Source organism: Mesorhizobium sp. P2_B5, from assembly GCF_056404775.1.
In genome coordinates this window covers 90,821-109,710 of sequence record NZ_JBFUDJ010000015.1, presented here as the reverse complement: position 1 = coordinate 109,710, position 18,890 = coordinate 90,821, and the positions used below count along the sequence as shown (strand labels likewise).

At 62.4% G+C, this 18,890-nt stretch carries 17 protein-coding genes and 1 pseudogene; 14 read left to right on the top strand and 4 right to left on the bottom strand.

The annotated features are described in order from the left end of the window. The first annotated feature begins 136 nt into the window (after positions 1–136). The 3 genes and pseudogenes from AC1D1N_RS29935 to AC1D1N_RS29925 all read left to right on the top strand — a co-directional run bounded on the left by AC1D1N_RS29935 (position 137) and on the right by AC1D1N_RS29925 (position 1,803). Positions 137–1,076 (top strand): annotated as a pseudogene (locus AC1D1N_RS29935) (IS630 family transposase). 282 nt (positions 1,077–1,358) lie between these two features. After that, positions 1,359–1,517, top strand: coding sequence for a hypothetical protein (locus AC1D1N_RS29930; protein WP_436258561.1), 159 nt, complete (start codon positions 1,359–1,361; stop codon positions 1,515–1,517). A gap of 148 nt (positions 1,518–1,665) precedes the next feature. Further along, complete coding sequence (locus AC1D1N_RS29925) at positions 1,666–1,803, top strand: hypothetical protein (protein WP_436258562.1); 138 nt, start codon at positions 1,666–1,668, stop codon at positions 1,801–1,803. Between the two features lie 60 nt (positions 1,804–1,863). On the opposite strand, the gene AC1D1N_RS29920 is transcribed toward AC1D1N_RS29925, so the two are convergent. From AC1D1N_RS29920 to AC1D1N_RS29910, 3 genes are read right to left on the bottom strand one after another with little or no spacing between them, the layout of a single operon-like run. Further along, positions 1,864–2,715 (bottom strand): TIGR01459 family HAD-type hydrolase, encoded by an 852-nt coding sequence (locus AC1D1N_RS29920; RefSeq protein ID WP_436258563.1) that lies wholly within the window; start codon positions 2,713–2,715, stop codon positions 1,864–1,866. Continuing rightward, entirely contained in the window at positions 2,712–4,001 is a 1,290-nt protein-coding gene (locus AC1D1N_RS29915; RefSeq protein WP_436258564.1) for an FGGY-family carbohydrate kinase, read from the bottom strand. The genes AC1D1N_RS29920 and AC1D1N_RS29915 overlap by 4 nt, the downstream gene beginning before the upstream one ends. Beyond that, positions 3,985–5,028, bottom strand: coding sequence for a class II aldolase/adducin family protein (locus tag AC1D1N_RS29910; RefSeq protein ID WP_436258565.1), 1,044 nt, complete (start codon positions 5,026–5,028; stop codon positions 3,985–3,987). The genes AC1D1N_RS29915 and AC1D1N_RS29910 overlap by 17 nt, the downstream gene beginning before the upstream one ends. A 194-nt stretch (positions 5,029–5,222) precedes the next feature. Between AC1D1N_RS29910 and AC1D1N_RS29905 the strand changes: the two genes are divergently transcribed. From AC1D1N_RS29905 to AC1D1N_RS29860, 10 genes are all read left to right on the top strand, one after another. Beyond that, positions 5,223–6,005, top strand: a complete 783-nt coding sequence (locus AC1D1N_RS29905) for a DeoR/GlpR family DNA-binding transcription regulator (RefSeq protein WP_436258566.1) — start codon at positions 5,223–5,225, stop codon at positions 6,003–6,005. Then, positions 6,002–7,381 (top strand): FGGY-family carbohydrate kinase, encoded by a 1,380-nt coding sequence (locus tag AC1D1N_RS29900; RefSeq protein ID WP_477352832.1) that lies wholly within the window; start codon positions 6,002–6,004, stop codon positions 7,379–7,381. Before AC1D1N_RS29905 ends, AC1D1N_RS29900 begins: the two co-directional genes overlap by 4 nt. Further along, the gene (locus AC1D1N_RS29895) at positions 7,378–8,922 is read left to right on the top strand and encodes a sugar ABC transporter ATP-binding protein (RefSeq protein WP_477352830.1); all 1,545 of its coding nucleotides are present in this window, start codon (positions 7,378–7,380) and stop codon (positions 8,920–8,922) included. Before AC1D1N_RS29900 ends, AC1D1N_RS29895 begins: the two co-directional genes overlap by 4 nt. After that, positions 8,919–9,920, top strand: a complete 1,002-nt coding sequence (locus tag AC1D1N_RS29890; RefSeq protein WP_436258569.1) for an ABC transporter permease subunit — start codon at positions 8,919–8,921, stop codon at positions 9,918–9,920. The genes AC1D1N_RS29895 and AC1D1N_RS29890 overlap by 4 nt, the downstream gene beginning before the upstream one ends. 82 nt (positions 9,921–10,002) lie before the next feature. Next, a complete protein-coding gene (locus tag AC1D1N_RS29885) occupies positions 10,003–10,941 on the top strand; it encodes an ABC transporter substrate-binding protein (RefSeq protein WP_436258570.1) in 939 nt (312 codons plus the stop codon). 97 nt (positions 10,942–11,038) lie between these two features. Next, on the top strand, positions 11,039–11,932 hold the full coding sequence (locus tag AC1D1N_RS29880) for a sugar phosphate isomerase/epimerase family protein (protein ID WP_436258571.1): 894 nt from the start codon (positions 11,039–11,041) through the stop codon (positions 11,930–11,932). Positions 11,933–11,991: 59 nt separating this feature from the next. Further along, the gene (locus tag AC1D1N_RS29875; RefSeq protein ID WP_436258572.1) at positions 11,992–13,266 is read left to right on the top strand and encodes an MFS transporter; all 1,275 of its coding nucleotides are present in this window, start codon (positions 11,992–11,994) and stop codon (positions 13,264–13,266) included. A 355-nt stretch (positions 13,267–13,621) separates the two neighbouring features. Continuing rightward, complete coding sequence (locus AC1D1N_RS29870) at positions 13,622–14,188, top strand: DJ-1/PfpI family protein (protein ID WP_436258573.1); 567 nt, start codon at positions 13,622–13,624, stop codon at positions 14,186–14,188. Positions 14,189–14,251: 63 nt separating this feature from the next. Then, positions 14,252–15,004, top strand: a complete 753-nt coding sequence (locus AC1D1N_RS29865) for an alpha/beta fold hydrolase (protein ID WP_436261916.1) — start codon at positions 14,252–14,254, stop codon at positions 15,002–15,004. 20 nt (positions 15,005–15,024) lie between these two features. After that, positions 15,025–15,330 (top strand): putative quinol monooxygenase, encoded by a 306-nt coding sequence (locus AC1D1N_RS29860; protein ID WP_436258575.1) that lies wholly within the window; start codon positions 15,025–15,027, stop codon positions 15,328–15,330. Between the two features lie 6 nt (positions 15,331–15,336). On the opposite strand, the gene AC1D1N_RS29855 is transcribed toward AC1D1N_RS29860, so the two are convergent. Beyond that, on the bottom strand, positions 15,337–18,222 hold the full coding sequence (locus tag AC1D1N_RS29855; RefSeq protein WP_477352827.1) for an ATP-binding protein: 2,886 nt from the start codon (positions 18,220–18,222) through the stop codon (positions 15,337–15,339). Positions 18,223–18,398: 176 nt separating this feature from the next. Here AC1D1N_RS29855 and AC1D1N_RS29850 point away from each other — a divergent pair, with 176 nt between their 5' ends. After that, complete coding sequence (locus AC1D1N_RS29850; protein ID WP_477352824.1) at positions 18,399–18,827, top strand: GlcG/HbpS family heme-binding protein; 429 nt, start codon at positions 18,399–18,401, stop codon at positions 18,825–18,827. Positions 18,828–18,890 lie beyond the last annotated feature (63 nt).

Genomic DNA, 18,890 nt, shown 5'->3' with positions numbered 1-18,890 from the left:
TCCCTGGTACGTTTACATCAACCTAGAGCGGGATGAATTGATGCTGAATCGGCGTGGGATTCCCTCAGGCGTGCAAATCTGATTCAACCTTCTTGCTGGGCAAGGAGGTCAGCATGGATGGGCAAAACCTTACTCGATGGATCTTCGCGAACGGGTTGTTGCATCGGTTGAGCGGGATGGGCTGTCACGACGGCAAGCCTCGGCGCGCTATGGGGTTGGTATCAGCACCGTCATCAGATGGGTGAGCCGGTTGCGCGAAACGAACAGTCTTGCGCCCGGCAAGATGGGTGGGCACAGGCCGAAGAAGATTGCCGGTGAGCATCGGGAGTGGCTGCTGGTGCGCTGCCGGGCCGCGGATTTTACGCTACGCGGTCTTGTGATCGAGCTGGCCGAGCGCGGCCTTGCGGTCGACTACCGCTCGGTGTGGGAGTTCGTCCACGCCGAGAAGCTCAGTCACAAAAAAAGACGCTGATCGCGGCTGAGCAGGATCGCCCCGATGTGGCGCGCCGGCGGGCACAGTGGGCAAAGTATCAAGACCGTATCGATCCTTCCCGCCTGGTGTTCATTGACGAGACATGGACCAAAACCAACATGGCGCCGCTCAGAGGATGGGCGCCGCGCGACGAGAGGATCAAAGCCAAGGTGCCGCACGGCCACTGGAAGACCATGACCTTCCTGGCGGCGTTGCGCCATGACCGTGTCGATGCACCATGGCTCATCGACGGACCGATCAACGGCGAGCGTTTCCAGCTCTATGTCGACAAGGTTCTCGTCCCAACCCTCGAACCTGGCGACATCGTCGTCATGGACAATCTCGGCTCGCACAAGGGCAAGGCCGTGCGCCGCGCCATCCGCTCGGCCGGCGCCAAGCTGTTCCTCCGAAATATTCGCCCGACCTCAACCCCATCGAGAAGCTCTTCGCCAAGCTCAAGCAGTGGCTGCGCAAGGCTGCCAAGCGGACGGTGGAGACCGTCTGCGACGCCATCGGCCAAATCCTCAAAATTGTCTCTTCAAACGAATGCCAAAATTACTTCATCGAGGCCGGATATGCCCAACCTAAATTCATCCCGCCCTAGTGCCTAATCGGACCTTGAACGAACTATTTCCGCTTCTAGCGATCCTCCCGGCAGTTGTCGTGAAAACTCAGCCGCTGGCCGCCTTATCAGATGGATCCTCGCACTCCAGTCGGAAGTTGACAGCCAGTGATGGACGCCACCGAGGGGTTGTTGGAGATCGTTCCTCGGGTTGGAACTCGCGTCTAGCTGCACGCGTTCACATGACGCAAATCGCGGGCGCGTCTACAACCGGGCATGCAAACGACTGCGACTTACGATTCGGGGACCGGCACTTTCACAATCGTGAAAGACAAATGGCGCGGGACCTTCCCGATTGCCGATCTTCCAAAGTGGCTCGACTTTTACCGCCACCAACGCGAGCGATACCCTGCTCACGCCGCCTCCTATGACAGTGACGTTAAGGCGCTGGAAGCACTCGTCGCCGATCTGGAGAAAAAATAAGCCCGCTGCCTGGCCGGGGGGCTTGGGGTTAGGCGCGGGCTTTAGGCGGAGGGCGGGCTTTCAAGTACGATCCTGCGACTCATGAGCGACACGCTTGGAATGCAGGAAGGAAGGTCGGGGCCGAACGAGCGCTGAAACCGAGACAGGTATGGGCGATCCGCTGATTGTCAGCGGCGGCGAAGTAGTACCGTTTGGCGATGTGCCGTTTGGTACGATGCGGCTCTCGTTACGCGAAAGCTTTTCGATTTCGAAACATCGGCACAACGCCATAGCGCTCGGCAAATGATCCGCCGCTAGGAAAAACTGCTCGGCCGAATTCAGGCGCGAGCGTGCCAGGTCAATCAAATCAGCAATACCTGAAGCGATCCATGGTGTAATCCGGGTAGGCTTCCATCGTGTCGAACAAGTCGATCAGGTCAGCGGTGTCCGCCAATATTCCAGACTGAACCAGCACCGTGGCCACGCCGGCAGCAAGTCCGCCGGCGATGTCGTGTTCGACGCTGTCGCCGACGCAGACTACGGTGCTGCGGTGCGGATTGCCTACCAGCGCTAGCGCGGTGTCGAATATCGCGGGGTAAGGCTTGCCGACACGCGTGACGCTACCACCGAGGTTCTCGTAGAGATCCGCCAGCTGGCCGGCACCGAAGCGCGGCCCCACCGTCGTCAGCATGATCTTGTCCGGGTTGGTGCAGAAGCATGCCACCTGCCGCGCTGCAGCCGGTGCAAGAAGCCTGCGGTAGTGGTCAAGATCGTAGCGGTCGCCCTCGCTGGCCGAAATCAGCACCAGCCCGGCATCGTCACCGTCCTTGGTCAATGCGAAGGGCAGACCTTCGATCGCCGAGCGGTCATCGTCGCGGCTTATCAGCAGACATTTCGTGTTTGGCAGCAGCCTTCCGGATGCCGCCATGTCGTGAAAGAGCTCCCATGCTACCTCGCCGGAAGAGACAAAATGATCCCAGCTTCCTGGTTCGAAGCCGAGCTTTAGCAGCCGGCTCTCATTAGGCCCTGCCCGCTTGCCCGAGTTCGAGATCAGCACAATGGTCTTGCCGGCGCGCTTCAGGGCCGACAGTGCTTCCACCGCGCCTGGATAGGGGCTGGTGCCATCATGCAGCACGCCGAACTGATCGAGCAGGAAAACATCATAGCGCTCGGCCAGCGGCCTGATGCCGTTAAGGTGTTCGACTGGTTTGGCGCTCATAGAAGCCCCGCCATGCTTGCGCCCATTAGCGCCAATCGCGCAGTGCCGGCAGCTGCTTCGTCCGAAAGCGGCGGCAGAAAACCAACGCCCAGTCTGCGCTGCCGGATCGCCGTCCAGGTGGCATTTGCCGCACCGCCACCGACGCTTCTGACCGACGTCAGCCGCGGCGCGCCGAGCTCTGCGAGCCTGTCATAGCCGAGCGCCTCGATCGCCGCGATACCCTCCAACATCGCTTTCAGATAGTCGGCGTCCTCCACCGGCCGCGGCACAAGCCGCGGCAGCAGTTGCGGATCGGCGATCGGAAAGCGTTCGCCTGCAGCCGCAAGAGGATAATAGTCGAGGCCGGTTTCGGTCATCGGGTCGATCGCCGTGCTTAGCTCGATGATGCGCGCCAGAGGGAAATGCTGTTTCAGCACCTTGCCGCCGGAGTTCGATGCGCCGCCCGCCAGCCAGACATCTCCAAGCCGATGGCTGTAGATGCCGAAGCGTGGCGCCGAGATAGGCCGATCGGACAGGATCTTGACGGTCAATGACGACCCCAGCGCGGTGACGCCGTCACCGATGGCCGCGGCACCTGTCGCCAGGAACGAGGCGCAGCCATCAGTCGTGCCGGCTACGACGGCCATCTCGCGCGGTAAGCCGAACATGTCCGCGGCATCCGCGGTGAGCTTGCCGACGACATCGCCCGGCCGGGCGACACTGGGCAGCAACTCCATGCGCATTCCGGTCGCCGCAATCCAGTCCGGCCAGGACCGGGCCGCGAGGTCGTAACCCGTTTTCAAGGCATTGTTCTCGTCGCTGACATCGAGGCGACCGGAGAATTGTCCCGCGATCCAGTCCGCCTGATGCAGCACTGCGGCAACGCCGGGCGTGCGCTGGAACCAGAGCGCCTTGGCGAGACCGGACGTCGCCCCAAGTGCGGCACTGGTCGCCGGGGCTTCGCGAGCGATAGCGGCCAGAATGGCGTTGTCGGCGACCGTATCGTTGTACATCAGCGGCCCGGCCAGCGGCCGCCCGGCGCCGTCGACCGGCAGCAGCGTGCCTGAAGTGCCGTCAACGGCGATCGATCGGACCGCTGTTCGATCGATGCGCGAAAGCAACTCCGCCAGCGCTGCGCCCGCCGCTGACCACCACACTGCTGGGTCGCGGGCATTCTGGCCAAACGACTCGAGCGGAACGGCGGAACGGGCGGCAATGGAGAAATCCGGACGCATGGCGACCGCCCGCGCACCGGACGTGCCGATGTCCATGCCTATGGCAAGCGGAGTGTCAGCGGCTGGCGGCATTGAGTTTCTGGCGATACTTCTCGGCGTCCCAGTTGATTAGCTCATCATTCTCGGCGGCGGTGAGGTAGTTCAGCCGCGCCGCAATGTCGATCCGTGCCGTCACGTCGGCAAGGCAGCGTTGCATGGCGTGGGCGCCGGCACTGGCGTCCCCGCGCATCAGCACGCCCAGCCCGGGAAACAGGATCGCCGCGGGCTTGGCACCGCACCGCTCTGTGACGCGCGGCACATCCTCACCGGGCCTCGCCACCACCGATCCCCGGCCCAGAAAAATGACATGATCGGGATAGAGGCTGCCCCCGGACGCCATGCGGCAGCTTTCGGGATCGATGGCGACCGCATGCGCCTCGATTTCCGCCGGCAGCCTGTAACCGGTGTTCCCAGCCAGTGCCGTCAATGCCGCAACATCCGGTTCCACCACCTGGCGCGCCGGCCGCGCCAGAAGCAGCGTAACGCGGCGCAGCAGCACTTCGGCCTCGGCGACGTTATCGGCCGCGACGACCAGCCCGTGATTGGCAAGGATCAGCACGTCGACCCCCGGCTGAAGCCGCTCGGCAATCCCTTGGGCAAGCGGCAGGCCCGGCCGGAAATAAGGCACATACGCCCATTTGAGACCATTGAAACGTTTGGCGGCTTCCACCTCGCAATCGGCTTGTACCGCCAGCGAAATGGTTTCGACGCAATGGACATGCAGGACGACGCGCTGCGGCATCAGCGCGTGAACGGTGGTCTCGATCGAAGGGCGCAGGCGGCGGGCGTTGAGCGTCTCGATGGCGAAGATCTGCGGCTGGTCGGCGGCGCTGTCGCGCTGTTCGACAGCCCTGAGCAGTGGCGTCATCGCCACCGGCACCATGATGTCTTCGGTGAGCGCATCCTTCAGCCAGGTGCCGGAAGCCTTGATCCACAGCGTGTCACCGGCTTTCAGCGAGGTGTTGCCGCCAGCGGCCTGGGTCAGATTTGGGCTGCGCCCGATGCTGGCCGAAAGCGACCGCAAAGCAGCCATTTCCTGCGCATCCGCATAGGTCGCCATGGCGCATTTCCTCTATCAGTTCCGAAAGCCTCGCAGCTGCCCCGTCGCGGGGCAAATGTTGATGTTTGTATCGCAGACGCGAGCGACTTACGTCAATAGTGATCTAATATCATCAAATGTCCTTGCAATCAGGGAGATGTTGAGTAAGTTACATCAAATGCCGTGGAAAAGACGGCTTCCGGGAGGGAAAACGATTGAGCGACTCCGGCCGCCAGCGTCAGATCGTCGAGTTGCTGCGGGATCGCCCCTTCGCATCGGTGCGGGAGCTGCAGGAGCAGCTCGGCGTGTCCGCGGCGACGGTGCGGCGCGACATCGACAAGATCGACGAGGCCGGCGAAGCAAGGAAGGTCTATGGCGGCATCTCGGCGCTCGATGGTTCGTCGCAAGCGGGTGTCGTCTATGCCAGGCCCTATGACGAGAACCGCGACCTTGCGGTCGAGGCCAAGCGGCAGATCGCCGCGCTCGCAGCGACCATGGTGCGTGACGGCGACGCCGTCATCGTGCATGGCGGTTCGACCTGCTTTCATCTCGGCGTCAAGCTCGCCGATCGCAACATCCGACTCTACACCAACTCGATGCCGCTGGCGGCCTATCTCAGCGACCACGGCCATTGCAGCCTGACCGTCGCCGGCGGCGACCTTTACCGAGAGCCGGGCATCATCCATTCGCTGACCCAGGCGGTGCCGTTCTACGCCTCGAAATTCTTTCTCGGCGCGCAAGGCATCGGCCAGGACGGCTTGCTGGAATCGCACCCGCTGCTGGTCCGCTCGATCGTCGAGCTCAGCCTCTGCGCCGACCAGATCGTGGTGCTGGCCGACAGCCGCAAACTGTCGATCCACGCGCGCAACGTGGCGCTGCCGCTATCGCGCATCGGCACGCTGGTCACCGATGACGGCCTGTCCGATACCGATGCGCGCATGCTCGAAGACGCCGGCGTCATGGTGCGGATCGCCTCTTCTTCGGGAGGCGGTCAGTGAACATAGCCGTCCTCGATTTCGGTAAGACCAATTCGAAGCTGTTCGTTTTCGCCCCGGACGGACGCATCGTCGACGAGCGCCGGACCCGGCCGAACTGGATGCGCAAAGATGGCTTCAGCGTGCTTGATGAGGCAGCGCTTCACGATTGGGCGATTGGAGCCGTCAGCGAGGTCGCCGACATCCATGGTATCGAGGGCGTGATGGTGTCGGGCCATGGCTGCACCTTTGCCCTCGTCGACGAGGCGGCTCTGACGCATCCGATACTCGACTACGAGCAGGAGCCGCCGGCTGATATTGCCGCGCAAATCGATCGCCGCGTTCCAGATTTCGCCGAGACCTTCTCGCCACGGTTGCCACTCGGCTTCAACTACGGTCGCCACATGCTGTGGCTACAGGCGGTGCAACCTGGTGCATTCACTGCCGCGAAATCGATCCTCGGCTATCCGCAATACTGGAGCTGGCGGTTTGGCGGCCGGCCGGTATCGGAAGTGTCCTATCTCGGCTGCCACTCGCATCTATGGGCGCCGCGCAAACACGATTTCTCCTCGCTGGTCGACGCCGAAGGCTGGCGCGGCCAGATGCCAGGCTTCGAGCGCGCCGGTGCGGTGATCGGCGAGCAGCGCTTCGGCCAGGCCCCGAAGCCGGTCGCCATCCACAACGGCGTCCATGACTCGAATGCCGCGCTCCATGCCTATCGCCGCCAGCAGCTTGGGCCGGTGACCGTGGTCTCGACCGGCACCTGGGTCATCGTGCTCAATCCGGACTGCCCGATCGACGCGCTCGACGGCGAGCGCGACATGCTGGTCAATGTCGATGTCGACGGCGGCTCTGTGCCGACCATCCGCTTCATGGGCGGCCGCGAATTCGCCACGATCAGCCCCGGTTGGCATGGTCCGATTGCGCGTGCGGCAGTGCAGCGGGTGATCGATGCTGGCATCATGGCGCTGCCGAGCTTCGCGCCGGGCGGGCCGATGCCTCATCGCCGCGGCGAACTGGTCGGGCGTACACCCAGTGCCGAGGAACGCGCAGCTGTGGCGCTGCTCTATGTTGCGCTGATGGTCGATCGGTGCCTCGAGCTGATTCATTCCGACAACACCGTGATCGTCGATGGCGGCCTGAACACTGGCGGCATCCTTGGCTCGCTGCTGGCGCAATTGCGACCGGGGCAGGCTTTCCTGCAGGGAGCAACGCTCGAGGGCAGCGCCACTGGTGCCGCCGCACTTGCCTTCGAAAGCACCGGACGCGCGTTTGCCACCGAGGCGCCGGAGGCGGTGCGGCCCGCAAGCTTCGGCGGCCTTGCCGGCTACCGCAACGACTGGCGCGGCCTCGCCGCTGACCGGCGTGCAGCCGGAGCAGCCTCTGGAGGCGCACGATGAGCGCCGCCGTCCGGATCGATCAGGCCCGCCAGCCGGTGCTGGAAATGCGCCACATCTCCAAGACGTTCGGCCCGATCCGCGCCTTGCACGATGTATCGCTGCTCGTCCATGCCGGCGAACTGCATGCGTTGATGGGTGAGAACGGTGCCGGCAAGTCGACCCTGATGAAGGTGCTTTCCGGCGCCTATAGGCCCGATCCCGGCGGCAACATCCTGATCGACGGCACGCCAGTCGCGACCGGCGATCCGATCAAGGCACGCGCCCAGGGCATAGCCGTCATCTACCAGGAGCTGTCGCTGGCGCCCAATCTGTCGGTGGCGCAGAACATTTTTCTCGGCAACGAGCCGCGACGGTTCGGCATCGTCGACCGCGAGCAGTGCAATCGGCGCGCCGGCGAGATCATCGCGCGGCTCGGCGTGACCTTTTCGGTCAGCACCCCGGTCGCAAGCCTGTCGCTCGGCGAACGCCAGCTGGTGGAAATCGCCCGGGCGCTGTCGACCAATGCGCGCATCATCGTCATGGACGAGCCGACCACTTCACTGACCTCGCGTGAATCCGACCGGCTGTTCGAGGTGATCGCGACGCTGAAGTCGCAGGGCATCGCCATCATCTACATCAGCCACCGCATGGAAGAGGTCTACCAGCTCGCCGACCGCGTCAGCGTTCTGCGGGACAGCGGCTATGTCGGCACGCTCGACCGCGCCGACCTGAACGCGTCGCGCCTGGTGTCGATGATGGTCGGCCGCGATCTGTCGACCTTCTACAAGAAGGATCACCGCCCACCGGACGAGAAGCGCGCCGTCGCGCTGTCGGTGCGCGGTATGTCGGATGCCAATCTCATCAAGGATTGCTCCTTCGACCTCCACCAAGGCGAGGTGCTGGCACTGGCCGGCTTGGTCGGCTCGGGCCGCACCGAACTGGCACGGCTGATCTTCGGTGCCGACCGGCGCACATCTGGAACGCTTGAGCTCGGCGGCAAGCCGATATCCATCGATTCGCCGCGCGAGGCGCTCGACGCCGGCATCGCCTACCTCACCGAGGACCGCAAGCAGCTTGGCCTGTTCCTCGACATGTCAATCTCCGACAACATCAGCATGGGCGTGCTGGCAATGGATGCGAAGGCCGGTGGTTTGCGAGATTTCAATGTCGCTGAAAGGCGCGCCGCCAAGGCAGTCTCCGACCTCTCCATCCGCACCCGCTCGGTGCAGGCCAATGCCGGCTCGCTGTCGGGCGGCAACCAGCAGAAGGTGCTGCTCGCCCGGCTGCTGGAAACAGAGCCGCAGGTCGTCATCCTCGACGAGCCGACCCGCGGCGTCGATGTCGGTGCGAAGTCGGAAATCTACCGGTTGATCGACAATCTCGCCAAGAAAAGCATCGCCATCCTGATGATCTCCAGCGAATTGCCGGAGGTGATCGGCATCGCCGACCGCGTGCTGGTGATGCGCGACGGCGCCATCGCCGGCGAGGTGACGGCGTCGCAGGGCCAGCCGTTGCGCCAGGAAGCGATCATGGAACTTGCAACGGGAGCGGCTCAGCGATGACCGACAAGGTGGCCGACACGACAAAAGCGGACGACCGGGCGGTCGGCAGGAGCAGAAGGTGGCGCACCGCCTTCGCCGCGCTCGGCATGCTGCCGATCCTGATCCTGCTGGCGGTCGGCTTCCAGTTGATGAACCCGCGCTTCTTCACCCAGACCAATTTGCTGATCGTCATGCAGCAATCGTCGATCAACATCGTGCTGGCGGCCGGCATGACCTTCGTCATCCTAACCGGCGGCATCGATCTGTCCGTCGGCTCGATCCTTGCCGCCTCGGCGATGGTGGCGGTGATGGTGTCGCTGGTGCCTGATTGGGGACTGCTGGGCGTGCCGGCGGCCATTCTCGTCGGCCTCGGCTTCGGCGTCATCAACGGGTTGCTGATCGCCTATATCAGGCTGCCGCCCTTCATCGTCACGCTGGGATCGCTAACGGCCGTGCGCGGCGTCGCCCGTCTGCTCGGCCAGGATACCACGGTGTTCAACTCGGACCTGCCGTTCGACTTCATCGGCAACGGTTCGCTGTTCGGCGTTCCCTGGTTGGTCATCATCGCGCTGGCGGTCGTCGTGCTGTCCTGGCTGGTGCTCAAGCGCACCGTGCTCGGCACCTGGATCTACGCCGTCGGCGGCAATGCCGAGGCGGCACGGCTGACCGGCATCAAGGTCCCGCTGGTGCTCCTCTTCGTCTATGGCGCTTCCGGCCTTCTGGCCGGTCTTGGCGGCGCCATGTCGGCGGCCCGGCTGTACGCCGCCAACGGGCTGCAGCTCGGACAGTCCTACGAATTGGATGCCATCGCTGCGGTCATTCTCGGCGGCACCAGCTTCGTCGGCGGCGTCGGCTCGATCTGGGGCACGCTGATCGGCGGCCTGATCATCGCGGTGCTCTCCAACGGGCTCATCTTGGCCGGTGTCTCGGACATCTGGCAGTACATCATCAAAGGATTGGTCATCATCGTGGCAGTCGCCCTCGACCGCTATAGGCTCCAGGCAGGAGCAAGAACGTGATGGCCCTTAGTCGCCGGCAAGGGAGCCGGTTTCATGTGTAACGCACCGTGAGAGGCGCGGGGCAATTGGAGGAAAACAAGCAATGAAGACCATCGCAAAACTGCTCTGCGGCGTCGCCCTTGCGGCCGTCGTGACCGCGCCGGCATCGGCCAAGGATCTGAACAAGGTTGGCATCTCGGTCGGCCTGCTCGGCAACCCTTTCTTCGTCGCTACCATCAAGGGCATCGAGGACGCAGCCAAGAAGATCAACCCGAACGTCCAGGTGACGTCGGTATCGGCCGACTACGACCTCAACAAGCAGGTCTCGCAAGTCGATTCGTTCATCGCCGCCGGCGTCGACGTCATCATGCTCAACGCCGTCGATGCCAAGGCGATCGCGCCGGCGGTGAAGAAGGCGCAGGCGGCCGGCGTCATCGTCGCCGCATTCGACGTTTCGGCGCCGGGCGCCGACGTCACCGTGATGACTAACAACGTCAAGGCCGGCGAAGAGGCCTGCCAGTACCTGGTCGACCATACCGGCGGCAAGGGCGACTACGTCATCCTCAACGGTCCGGCATCGTCGTCGATCCTGGAGCGGGTCAAGGGCTGTAAGGACGTCCTTGCAAAACACCCCGACATCAAGGTCCTCTCCGACGACCAGAATGCCGAAGGCTCGCGCGACGGCGGCCTGAAAGTGTTCCAGTCGTTGCTGACCCGCTTCGACAAGATCGACGCCGTGTTCGCCATCAACGATCCGACGGCGATCGGCGCCCAGCTTGCGGCCAAGCAGCTCAACCGCTCGGAGTTCATCTTCACCGCGGTGGATGGCGCGCCTGATATCGAGAAAGAACTCGCTTCGGGCACCTCGATGATCAAGGCCTCGGCTTCGCAGGATCCCTACGTGATGGCCGGGCAGTCGCTGACAATGGCGGCTGATCTGCTTGCCGGCAAGAAGCCGGCCGAGGCCACCGTGCTGCTCGACCCGAAGCTGATCACGGCCGAAAATCTGAAGGACTACAAGGGCTGGACCGCGGCCCGCTAAACGTCCCTCAGAAGCGTGCGGCSGGGGTCACCGGCCGCACGTCTTGTCAGGCATCGGCTCCGCTTCTGGGTCCGATGCGCAGAAGCCGGAGACGATGATGTCGCGTATTGGAATCCATTCTTTCGTCTGGTCGGCGAGCTCGGCACAGGCCAACCTCGAACGCACACTGGCCAACACCAAAGAGGCCGGCTTCGACCTCATCGAATTCTCTTATCTCGACCCGGCCGATGTCGACATCAGCTGGCTCGCCAGACGCATCGCCGATCTCGGCCTCGGCGCCGCGATAAGCATCGGATTGCCTGGTGATGGCGACATTTCGAGCGCCGACAAAGCGATTGCCGCGCGTGGCGTCGAGATCCTCAAGGACACCATCGCGCTGACGCGCGATCTGGGCGGCCAGAAGATTGGCGGCATTCTCAGCACCAGCCACGGACTGCAGACGCTGGCGCCGACGCGCGATCAGTGGCAGCGCAGCGCCGGCACGCTGGCCAAGGTCGCGGAGACGGCGAAGGCGGCCGGCGTCACGCTCAATCTCGAGATCGTCAACCGCTTCGAAAGCAATTTGCTCAACACCGCCGCGCAAGGGCTGGCCTTCATCGAAGACACCGGGTCGGACAATATCTTCCTGCATCTCGACACTTTCCACATGAACATCGAGGAAGCCGATGTCGGGCTGGCTATCCGCCAAGCCGCAAGCAAGATCGGCTATGTCCATATCGGCGAGAGCCATCGCGGTTTCCTCGGCACCGGCAATATCGACTTCGCCGCGATCTTCGATGCGCTGACGGCTATCGGCTACAGCGACGACCTCAGCTTCGAATCCTTCTCGTCGGAAATCGTCGATGAGAACCTCTCGAAGAAGACCGCCATCTGGCGCAATCTGTGGACAGACAATCTGGCACTCGCCAAGCACGCGCGCGCCTTCATCGGGCTTGGGTTGGAGACGGCACGGCGCAAAGCAGAGCTTGTTGCATCGGGACATCGTCCTTAGCAGGAGGGCGCTGCCAACGCATTGCAATTGATACGTTGCGTATGGTGCATTGCACAACGATGACTGCCGAACTGGGTTCCAACAAAAGGAATGCCCCACTGAGAGGAACGCAGTTCGCAGAGTTCAGGAACGGCTGGCGGCTGGTATTGGCCGGCCTGCTCGGAACGGCTTTAGGCTTGCCTGCTATCCCTTTCTACACGATCGGCATCTTTGCGCCGATCTTCGCGGAAGAATTCGGCTGGTCGTTCGCGACCATTTTTGGCGGTCTGTCGTTGTTGGCCGGTTCAGTTCTGATCATAGGGCCATTTTTCGCGACATTGATCGACAGATTCGGCGCGCGCCTGGTGGCATCGGTCTCCCTGCCGTGCCTGGGCCTGAGCTACATGACGCTCGCGGCATCGAACGGCTCGATCGGACAATACTATCTCTCGTGGCTCGCTATCGCTATCTTCGGGTTGGGAGCGACCCCGGTCGTCTTCACGCGAGTGATCAACAGTGCGTTCGAAGAGCGCCGAGGTCTTGCCCTTGGCATCGTGTTGTCCGGCGCGGGCTTGTTCGCCTTTGTCGTAAAACCACTGGCCCAGTTGTTGATCGAGACGGGCGGATGGCGCCTCGCAATACTCGTGGTGGGCGCAATGCCGGTGCTCATCGCATGCCCGATGGTTCTCTGGGGCTTTACGGGGTTGCGAAGCAGGAATGTCGGCGCGGGGCCGGCGATAGGCGAGGCTCCGGAAGGCATGACAGCTCGTGAAGCTTTCCACTCCCGCTATTTTTGGCTCTTGGCCATTGTTTTTGTCCCGATGTCGCTCGCCATCGCCGCGCCACTGCCCAACATCGAAAACATACTTCGCTCGCTGCGTCTCTCAGCTGGCGAAGTTGTCCAACTCGCCTCGCTCGTCGGAATAGCGGCCGTGGCCGGCCGGCTGCTTGGTGGCGTTCTGGTCGATCGCTTCTGGGCGCCTGCGGTGGGCACGGTCATATTGACGTTGGGCGCGGCCGCCTGCCTCATCCTTTCGCTGGACCAGGTGAGCTTCTCGACGGCCTGCATTGCCATTCTATTGCTCGGCCTCACCTCCGGAGTGGAATTCGACCTGATGGCCTATCTGGTTGCCCGCTATCTCGGGATGCGGAGCTACGCCACGACCTACGCGACCCTCTACGGCATCTTCGTAGTGGGCGCTTTCGTAGGGCCTAGCCTGTTCGGCTACGCGTTCGACAGCACGGGCACCTATTCGGGAATCCTCAAAGCCTGTGCGCTTCTGCTGATCGGTGGCGCGGCAACGGTTCTTTTCCTAGGGCCTTATCCGATCCGAAAAACCAAGGCATTGGCGTAACGCCTCTGAGCCCACCCCCGTCATCACGACCCGCTTCTTTTTACCTCTTTTAACCAGCCATCCTGTAGTCGCCGCGATATCGTCTCGGCAGTTCCTGGATGGCCGGCTCGCGCCATCCACCGCGAAACATCAGGAGACTTCCATGAGCAAGGGAAAAGTGGTGTAATGGGCTCGAACGCCACCCGCATCGAAATACAGGGAGGCGGCACGGGCCCGACGGGGCAGTATCTCAATGAGACCGTGGTGCCCATGCTGGCCCTTGTCGGTGCCGGCTACGAAGCTGTGCTCGCCACTCCGACGGGCGCCAAGCCTTACATCGATCCTGCATCGGATGCGGTCCAGCATTTCGACGGCGATGAGGCGGCCTATCGGCGCGCCAAGGATTTCGACCAACACAGGCCGTACCCTGCGATCTGTGATCGAGGAGGGGCTGGAAAATTATGCCGCCGTGTTCGTGCCTGGCGGCCAAGGGCCGGTGGTCGATCTGATGCAAGACCCTGATGCCGGAGAAATCCTTCGGCATTTCCATGCGGCAGGAAAGCCCACCGCCTTGCTCTGCCACGGCCCGATCGCCTCGATGTCCGCGATGCCTAGGGCGAAGGAATTTCGCGCGTCGATGATCCAGGGTGACCGCGCCAAGGCGGCCGAACTCGCAAAGGGATGGCAATATGCCGGCTACACGATGACGGTCTATTCGGCGAGCGAGGAAAAACCGATCGAGGACAACATCCTGCACGGCAAGCTTTATTTCAATATGCCTGAAACATTGGACCTGGCGGGTGCCAAGACGACAGTCGGCCCCGACTTCGTGCCCCATGTTGTCGTCGATCGTGAACTCATCACCGGCCAGAATCCGCGCTCCGATCATCCGATCGCGGCAAAACTCATCGAAGCACTCGATCTCGCCACTGCGGCGCGCTGAAGAGCCTGAGGCGGAGCGCCTCCCCGTCCACCCACTCGAAATCAGATTGGAGCCAGTTTCATGATGCGCATCGCCTTGGTCCTCCTCCTGTCGTTGATTGCTCCCGCAGCCGTGCTAGCCCAGTCCGGTGAGAAGCCCGTCTCGATCGTCCTGGTGCATGGCGCGTTCGTCGACGGCTCCGGCTGGAAATCCGTATTCGATATACTGACGGGGGAGGGATACGAGGTGCTCATCGTCCAGAACCCGACGATCAGCCTGGATGGTGATGTTGCTGCCACCCGGAAGGTGATCGCCGCGGCAAAGCATCCGGTGATCCTCGTCGGCCATTCCTATGGCGGGATGGTGATCACGGAGGCAGGTGACGATCCCAAGGTCAGAGCGCTTGTTTATCTGGCGGCCTTCGCGCCTGACGCCGGCGAATCCGTCGCATCGCTCGCGGAAGAGCCAACGCCGCCTGGAGAATCGGGCGCCCCTTTGCTGCCGCCCAGTGATGGCTACCTGCTCGTAGACCCTTCAAAATTTCCGACTGCTTTCGCGGCCGATGTCGACACGTCCATCACGCGCTTCATGGCGGTTGCGCAGGTGCCATGGGGCCTAGAGGCGGTGCAGACGAAAATCACCAAAGCCGCGTGGAAATCCAAGCCGTCGCATTTCATGGTCACCAAAAAGGACATGATGATCCCGCGGACATTCCAGCGGGGGTTCGCAAAGCGGGCCGGTGCTACAACACTGGAGATCGACAGCAGTCATGCCGTCATGCTGGCCCATCCGCAGGAGGTCGCTGCCTTCATAGCAAGGGCGGCCAGTGCGAAATAGCCGACCAAGAGAACCAAATCATGAGCCACATCAAGATCATGGCGACATTTCTCGCCCGGCCTGGCAAGGCTGAAGAGCTTGAGGCCCTGCTGTTCAGCATGGCACCCCACTGCAGGGCAGAGACAGGAAACCTGCGGTGGGACGTCTGGCGGGACCAGGCCAAAGCAGACCGGTATGCGCTGGATGAACTCTATGTCGACAACGCGGCGGTTGCGGCACACCGGGAGACGCCGCATTACAAGAACTACCTTTCGAAAATCAACGACCTCGCCGAACGAAACGCTTTTGTCCTCGAGCCCGCCTTTGTCGCCAACAAAAATGGCTAGCGCAGCCTAGGATGCGTCACCGCCTTGGGCCGTTTCCTGCCGCCTAAGAGTCCCGAGTAGGTGACGCGCTTTCTCCACGTTCGCGCAGGGCGGCCCGTCATCGAATTCGGCGCAGACGGGAGACAGTAGTTCTTCCGCCGCCCCGTGCCGGTTGGTTTGTGCCAAAAGTTCCGCCAATGCAGTTGCAGCCCGGAGGCGGAAGAAAAGCGCACCGCTTTCCCTCGCGGTCTCTATGGCCAGCAAGAACGTCTCCGCGGCCCCGGCCAAGTCGCCGTCCAACCACTGCAGCAGCCCGCGCACGCGTTGCAGTTCCGGTTGCGACCAGTATTCTCCCTGCCGCTTGGCACGATCGAATGCGGCGCTCAGGCTGTCCCGGGCGAGCGCGATCCGTTCGTGGCGCAATGCGGCTTCCGCAAGCATTGCGAGATACATGGGCACCCGGACAAGGAAATTGTTGTCGATGAGCTGCCCTACCGCCATTTGCATGGTATCAACGCCGTCGCCGTCGCCATCCATACTCCTAACGGCACCTTCGTAGAAATTGCAGACGGGCCGCCAGATGGCGATATCGCGCGAGGCAAGATTATGGGCCAGCGTCGCAACATGCCGGCGTGCGGTTTCGGCCTCGCCGGACCAAATGGCGAGAGGCAGGGCCGCCTGAGCAAGGGCGTTGGAATGCGAGACAAAGTGATCGAGCGCGAGGCTGTGGCCGAGTGCATCCTGGATCGCCGCCGTCGCCTCGCTGCGTTCGCCGGCTACCCACGCCGCCGTCGCCAATGCCACCCGAATGGACACGAACCGGTCCATCTGGAATCGTGCAACGCCCGATCGCTTTGCAGTGGCAGCGTGCTCGCGCGCAAGCTTTTTCAGGTCATCATACGCACTGCGGACGTCGCCGCAGTAGAAGACCGCCGTTAGCCTGACGCGCTCTCCCTCCGCCGCTGCCGGCCGTTCGTTTTCCCGATCAGCAAGCTTGGCGAAACGCTCGAGCGTCGCGATCGCCTGCCTGTGCCGTCCGGTGAAGCTCTGCAATATGCCCAATCCCCACAGGGTGCGGAGCTGGTAATCGACATTGCCGATGTCGCGCGCCAGCCGGTTCGCTTCCACCCACGCCGCATCGGCTTCGGGACCGAAATGGTCGGAGAAGTTGAGGCCCGAAGCGTAGGAGGCGATGAGCTTCATTCTGACGGCCGGATCGCAACGCGACACGGCATCGACCGATCGCAGTGCCCGCTCGACGCGTCGCCGGCTTTCAGCGACGGTCGACAATTCATCCCAGAGGGGGATTGCCGCGCTGGTCAGACGCACGCCGACCTCGGGGCCGCCACCATCGCCCAAGATCCAGTCGATTGCCTTGCGCAGATCGTTTGTTCGCGGTTCGTAGGAGGCGGTCCATTCGCTTCTCGGTTGCCATTGCCACTCAGCTTCCGCCTGCTCGAACAGCCGGAGAAGATAGCGGGCATGACTAGATCGGGCGTCGGCGGCTTCTCCACTGCTTTCCAATCGCTCGGCAGCAAAGCTGCGCGTGCTGTCGAGCAGGCGATAGCGGGGAACGCCGGCGGCATACGCAACCGACAAAAGCGATTTCGTAGCGAGGCTTTCCGTGCATGCCACGATATCCTCGATGCTTCGGCCGATGGTGTCGGCGACGCCGATGACATCGGAGAGAAAGAAGTCTCCCGAAAAGACCGACAGCAACCGCAGCAGCCGAGCCTCATCTATGGATAGTAGCTGGTAGCTCCAGTCCAGGGTGGCATACAGGGTCTGATGTCGCGGCGGGGTTGCTCCCGAACTGGATCTGAGCGGCTCGAAACTTTGTTCGAGAAGCTTCCGCAGGCTTGCCGGTTCCAAAGTGGGCAGCCTCGATGCTGCGAGCTCGATCGCAAGAGCGATGCCGTCGAGTCGTCTACATATGGCTGCCACTGAAGGCGCGTCCATATCGTTGAACTGATAGCCGCAGGCCTCCTGTGCTCTTCTCACGAAGAGCTCCACGGAGGGAAAAGCCAGGGCATTCTGTCGGTCGATACTGTCGTGCTCGTCCGGATATTGGAGCGGTGACAGGCGATAGACATTCTCTGACCGAGACCGCAGCGGTTCCCGGCTTGTAGCAAGGATGTGAACGCCTGGAAGCGCCGAGGTCAAATGTTCTCCAATCGCCGAAGCGGTGCTGAGAACGTGCTCGCAGTTGTCGAGCACGAGCAGCATTTCGCGATCGCGCAGTGCTTCAATAATCCCGGCAAGCATATTCGTCCATTTGCTGCCAACGCCCAGCGACCTTGCTATCGTCGCGTCCACAAGCTGGGGGTCGCCGATAGCTGTAAGATCAACGAAACAAACGCCGTCCCGATAGCGGTCGAGAAGGCGTTTTGCCAAAGCGATGGCGACGGTCGTCTTGCCAACCCCCGCCGGTCCGACAACCGTCAGAAACCGGCGTTCAGGAAGCCTCGTAGCGAGATCAGCAATAACGTCATCGCGGCCGATGACCTCCGAGAGATTAGGCAGCTCCCGGACAGGAGCTTCAGCAGGATTGGAAGAAAACCGTGGCTGTTCGCCTCCGTAGACGCGCAGCGGCGCGACGAAGCGGTAGCCGCGTCCGCTGACTGTGGCTATGCACGATAATCCTGACGCTGTTCGGGGAAGAGCACGACGCAACGCGGCAATGTTGACCTTCAGGTTGCTTTCGTGAACGAAAGTGTTCGGCCAGACGAAGCTCATCAACTGATCCTTGCCTACGACTTCCCCCGCGTGGATTACGAGCAAGTGGAGCAGATCGAGAGCCCGAGCTCCGAGCCGGAGCGGATTATCGTCCAGCATCAACACTTGCCGGTCTGGAATGAACCGATAGTCGCCGAAGCAATACGTCTTGCCGTCTAGTTTGCCGGATCGTTCCATGCACCCACGAATGACCCCCTAACGAACTTGCCGTTCCGAGTTGCGCCCCGCGGTTCAGCTTGGGGGCTTTCGCATACTATAATTTAACCTTTTTTTACCTCCGCGCCATCCGCTCGCGTGTAGCTTAGGCAAATTCGATCTGACCGCCGAACAGCGACCTGAGGCAATGAAAGACGATGCCCTGTTCTCGCACCACCCTCACTCTCTCCGATGCGAAACGGATGCTGGCAGCGGGCGAAGCCGAAGCCGCAAGCTTCGGCATTGCCTACAACATAGCCGTCGTGGATCAGGGTGGCGCGCTTGTAGCATTTGCGCGTCAGGACGGTGCCCTGATCGGAAGCATCGATCTCGCCATCGGCAAGGCATTGACTGCCCGTCTGTTCGATAAGACCACCGCCTCTCTAAGCCAACTGGCGCAGCCCGGCGCACCGCTCTTTGGCATAGAGCAAAGCAACGGTGGGCGGGTCATCATCTTCGGCGGCGGAGTGCCGGTGCGCGTCGCCGGTGAAATCATTGGTGCGGTGGGCGCGAGCGCCGGGACCGTCGAGCAAGACATTTCGGTCGCACAGGGGGCGGTCGCAGCAATCGTTCCAACCAACGCGTGACCGAGACATTTGTGAAAAAGGTGCGCATCGCCGTTCCATTGATGAGGAATAGCGACGGCAAGA